Source organism: Sphingobacterium sp. T2 (assembly GCF_000814685.1).
In the GTDB taxonomy this organism is placed as follows: Bacteria; Bacteroidota; Bacteroidia; order Sphingobacteriales; family Sphingobacteriaceae; genus Sphingobacterium; species Sphingobacterium thermophilum.
In genome coordinates this window covers 1-5,008 of the sequence record NZ_JXAC01000187.1, presented here as the reverse complement: position 1 = coordinate 5,008, position 5,008 = coordinate 1, and the positions used below count along the sequence as shown (strand labels likewise).

At 43.4% G+C, this 5,008-nt stretch carries 2 protein-coding genes and 2 pseudogenes; 3 read left to right on the top strand and 1 reads right to left on the bottom strand.

Annotated elements, in window-relative coordinates:
- Nucleotides 1-127: pseudogene (locus tag SD31_RS21375) on the bottom strand (helix-turn-helix domain-containing protein); the annotation flags it as partial.
- A 327-nt stretch (nucleotides 128-454) separates the two neighbouring features.
- On the opposite strand from SD31_RS21375, the gene SD31_RS19235 reads away from it, so the two are divergent.
- The 3 genes and pseudogenes from SD31_RS19235 to SD31_RS11445 all read left to right on the top strand — a co-directional run.
- The gene (locus SD31_RS19235; RefSeq protein WP_231561513.1) at nucleotides 455-2,221 is read left to right on the top strand and encodes a TonB-dependent receptor plug domain-containing protein; all 1,767 of its coding nucleotides are present in this window, start codon (nucleotides 455-457) and stop codon (nucleotides 2,219-2,221) included.
- Nucleotides 2,222-2,301: 80 nt separating this feature from the next.
- A complete protein-coding gene (locus SD31_RS19230) occupies nucleotides 2,302-3,636 on the top strand; it encodes a TonB-dependent receptor (protein ID WP_231561511.1) in 1,335 nt (444 codons plus the stop codon).
- Nucleotides 3,637-3,639: 3 nt separating this feature from the next.
- Nucleotides 3,640-5,008 (top strand): annotated as a pseudogene (locus tag SD31_RS11445) (SusD/RagB family nutrient-binding outer membrane lipoprotein); the annotation flags it as partial.

Sequence of the window (5,008 nt, the reverse complement as noted above, 5' to 3'; positions counted from 1 at the left end):
CTTGCAAGCCTTGCTTGCCATAATTTTGGTAAAGCCTAAGCCAAAATTGTAAATTCGATTTACTTAATCCTTCTCGCTTTGCAAGGCTTCCAATACTGTCTTTACCTCGTAGAATAGTGGTTACTAGACGTAACTTAAAATTGAAATTATTACTTCTGTTTTTTACTCATAAAAATGCCCCAAATAAGTGTCTAACTTTTTGGGGCATGTCTACTTCTTTAGGCTTTTTCTATTTATAAAGCTTCCTTTTTTTAACACCTTACACTTTTATTACAAAATTATTGTCTACTATTTCGGTAGATTATATATATTTGCCGCAAATAATATGAAAATGTTTTTCCGAGATATACTACATACCATGCGAATGTGCATAGGAGATAATTGGAATTGTTAATTATCTCCGATAATCCTTCCTTATTTTATTTTCAGTATTTTTAACTATCACGAATTTATTATGAATAGAACGAAAATTAAATTTCTCGTACTGACAGCTTTTGCTCTTAGCTCAGGGAGCTTACATGCGCAAGCTCTTTTGAAGGGCAGGGTAGTAGATGCTTCTAACAAGGCTATTGTGGGTGCTACTATCCGGGATCTAACATCCAATAAACAGGTTATTACAAATCAAAACGGAGAATTTGAACTTAATTCTCCTTCAGACAATCCGCAGATACAGATTTCCTATATAGGTTATGACACGAAGAAGCTTACTGCCGATGGGAATAGTTTCCTTACGATAGAATTGGTGCCGCAAAGTCAGGTCTTGGAAGATGTGGTGGTGACAGCTTTGGGCATTTCCAGAGAGAAGAAAGCATTAGGCTACGCAGTGCAGGAGGTAAAGGGTAAGGAGTTGCAAACGCGTCCTACCAATGTACTTTCAGCACTGTCAGGAAAGGTTTCGGGCTTACAGGTTATTTCATCTGGCGGAAATATGGGGGGATCAAACCGTGTGACTATCCGTGGTATCAACTCTATTTCAGGGAATAACCAGCCTTTGTATGTCATCGACGGTACGCCTATAGATAATACAGACCTGAACTCTGCTGCCACCATAAACGGAAGTGCAGGAAAAGATGTGGGCAACACCATTCAGGATCTGAACCCCGATGATATCGAAAATATTTCGGTCTTGAAAGGTCCTTCGGCGGCAGCTCTCTACGGTTCACGTGCGGCCAACGGCGTCATTCTTATCACCACCAAACGTGCCGCCAAAGGTGAACGTGTGGATATTTCGGTAAATACTGGATTGGATTTTGAAAATGTGGTACGTCTACCTAAAAGACAAAAGCTTTATGGTCAAGGATACTCTCCAACATTCCAGGTACAAAATATCAACGGTACGGACTACAAGATAGTGGATTATGCGGCTGATGAAAGCTGGGGACCTCGCTTGGATGGAACGCCCGTATTGCACTGGTATAACCTGAATCCGGAAGATGAAGACCTTTACCTGAATCCGGCACCTTGGGTGTATCCAAAGCATGATGTCAGCTACTTCTTCCGTACGGGAGTAGCCAATACCAATAATATTGCCATAGCAGGAAATAGTGGCAATACCAACTATCGCTTTTCCTATACCAATAAGAATGTAAGAGGTACGGTGCCTAACGCCTCTCTAGGACGCAACTCGTTCAACTTTTCAGGAGGCACCCAACTCGGCAAGATTAAGCTGTCTTCAAACTTTACCTATATCAAAAACTCGTCGATAGGAAGACCGTGGTCAGGAGCTTCCAATAGAAATATTATGCTGGAAGCATTCCAATGGGGAGCGGTACAGGTAGATTATAAAATCCTTTCTCGTTATAAGCGGGAGGATGGAACGCCGTTGGCGTGGAACCGTACAGGATGGCGTAATACTCCTGAAGATGAGGCTACGCGTTTCATCGATAACCCTTATTGGTCGGCATACGAGTCATACCTCGAAGAAAGCAGAGACAGGTTCTACGGGAATGTAGGCTTGCAGTACGAGGTTAACGATTGGCTTACCGTAGGAGCGAAGGCGCATGGCGATATCTATTCTTTCCAGGCTCAGGATCGCATTGCTGTATATTCTCGAAGTGCGTCGCAATATGAAGAATCCAGCAACAAGCTCAATGAATATAACTACGAATTCTTGGCTTCTGCAAAGAAAAATTGGGAAAACTTCTCCTTGTATGCCAATGTGGGGGCTAACCTAAGAGATCAGCAACGTAAGGTGGACTACGCCATCACATCGGGAGGCTGATAGTCCCTAACTACTATAACCTAAAAAATGCGCCGAGTGTTATTATAGATAATAAGTCTTTCCATAAGCGTGTCTCTTCTTTGTATGCTAGTGCCTCTGTCGGTTACAAGAACTTCTTGTTCCTTGATGCTACGGTGCGTAACGACTGGTCGTCGACCTTGCCGGTAAATAACAATTCCTTTACGTATCCATCGATTACGGGAAGCTTTGTGTTTTCTGACCTTGAAGGCTTAAAGAACCTGGAATGGCTCTCTTTCGGAAAGATAAGACTGGGGTGGGCGCAGGTAGGTAACGACACCGAACCTTATCAGTTGTATAAGGTGTATGAGGCCCAGCAACCTATAGATGGCAAGCCTTCGTACAGCCTGCCAAAAGAGCTTGCCAACAATCAGCTGAAGCCTGAGGTGACAAGCTCATGGGAGACCGGTATAAACCTTTCCTTTTTCAGAAATCGATTAGGTGTAGATGTCACTTACTATAACAACAATTCGCGTAACCAGATTCTTGCAGTACCCGTATCTTCGGCATTTGGCTACGAAAGCAAATTCCTCAACGCTGGAAAGATCAACAACAGAGGGGTGGAAGTGCAGCTGAATGCTAGCCCCTTAAAAAATGACAACTTCCAGTGGAACACTACTGTCAACTACGCCAAGAATAAAAATAAGGTAGTGAAATTGGATGAGCTGGTAAACACATTAACGCTTAGCAATACGTTAGTGAATTTGGTGGCACGTGAAGGACAGCCGTACGGCCAGTTTTTGGGTTACGACTTTGTATATGCTCCCAATGGCAAGCGTGTGGTGGAGAACGACGGAACATATATGAAGACCTCACAGCTTGTGCCGCTGGGAAGTATTCTTCCGGATTTTACTTTCGGCTTCCAAAACTCCTTCCAGTATAAAAATTTCAGTCTTGGGTTTTTGGTAGATGGCCGTATAGGAGGCAAGTTCTTCTCGCAGACATACAAAGTGGGTATGTACGCAGGAATTTTGGATAAGACGGCAGCCAACAATGTGCGTGAGACAGGAGTGGTACTCGATGGCGTCAAAGCTGATGTAACCTTCCACGCCGACGGAACGTACACTGTAGACAATGTGACAGAAAATACAACCAATATCACGGCACAGCAATGGGCAAGAAATGAATATAATGGACCTACCACTTTCTCCATTTTCGATGCCTCTTATATCAAATTCCGTGAGGTGGTGCTAGGCTATGATATACCTTTGAAATCTACTAAGACCGTGAAAAATGTCAACGTGTCCTTGTACGGAAGAAATCTGTGGAATATCTATACCAAAAGCAAATATATAGATCCGGAGTTCACTACTAGTGGTGGTAACGTGCAAGGTATAGAAGGAGGAAATATTCCTACGCCTATAACTTATGGTTTAAATGTTAATCTAAAATTCTAAAAGATGAAAGTAAATAAACAGATATATCTTTGGCTGTTCACGTTGGTCGCTCTTGTCGGCTGCTCGAAAGAGACATTTGAAAACATAAATATTGACCCTAACAGGCCTTCGGCAGTGCCTACGCCAAGTCTGTTGATTACAGCTGAAAAGCAGCTTATCGACGCTATACGCAGTGAGGAGATTAACTACCGTGGGGCACAGTTATTCGCCCAATATTTTAGCCAAAACATTTATACAGATCAGTCGCGCTATCAGATTCCTACATCTTATTCGGACAACTTCTGGACAGCGACCTATAAGGCATTGAACAACTTGAACGAAATCATCAAAATGAATACGGACGAGGAAACCAAAGCTATTGCCACAGCAGGTGGCGCAGGAAGTAATGCTAACCAGATTGCTATAGCGAGAGTGTTGAAAGCATTTGGTTTCCATCATCTTACCGATGTTTTCGGTGATGTGCCTTACGAATCGTACGGTAATAAGGACGAAGATTTCCAAGCTTTACAGCATGATCCCGACATTTTGACGCCTAAGTATGCTTCGCAGCAGAAGATATACAAAGATATTTTGGAGGAGCTGAAACAGGCAGCAGATACACTTAGAAAGTACAGCAGCCAGAATACCTTCGGCACGTCGGACATCATCTACAAGGGTGACAACAGCAAATGGGCAAAATTTGCTAATTCCTTGAGGCTTCGTCTGGCCAACCGTATCTATCATAAAGAACCTACATTCGCCAAAGCGCATATAGATGATGCACTGGCAAAAGGTGTTTTCACCTCCAATGCCGACAATGCTGTTTTCACCTTTTCAGCATCCGCACCGAATGAAGCGCCATTATACAGAGCTACAGTGACCGCCAATCGAAAAGACTTTGCGGTATCTCATGTTATCGTAGAAACGCTGAAGGGACAGCGAGGTCCTTTTGCTGCACAAGACCCGCGTCTTGCAAAATATGCCAAACCACTGGCGGATGGCACATACTTTGGACAGCCGTATGGCCTACCTCTGGCTGCCGGAAACTTGTTCCCTGTAGATCGAATTTCCTTGCCGGGAGAGATTATCAACGCTGCCAACTATGGGGAAGTGCTGATGGAATATGCAGAGGTGGAATTTTTGATTTCAGAATACAGGAATTGGGATCAGGAAGCATATGAAAGGGGAGTAAAAGCATCCTTGGACAAGTGGGGTGTGGGAGCTGCTGAAGCGAACGCTTATTTGGCGCTCTTACCACCAGCCAAATAAGGAAAACTAGTACTTACCCAAAAATATCTAAGTCTCCTATTTAATACCCAAGGTATTGAAGCTTGGTCCGAAATCCGTAGAACAGGATACCCTCTGTTCTTAGTGAAAAAAGGTGACGTCATCT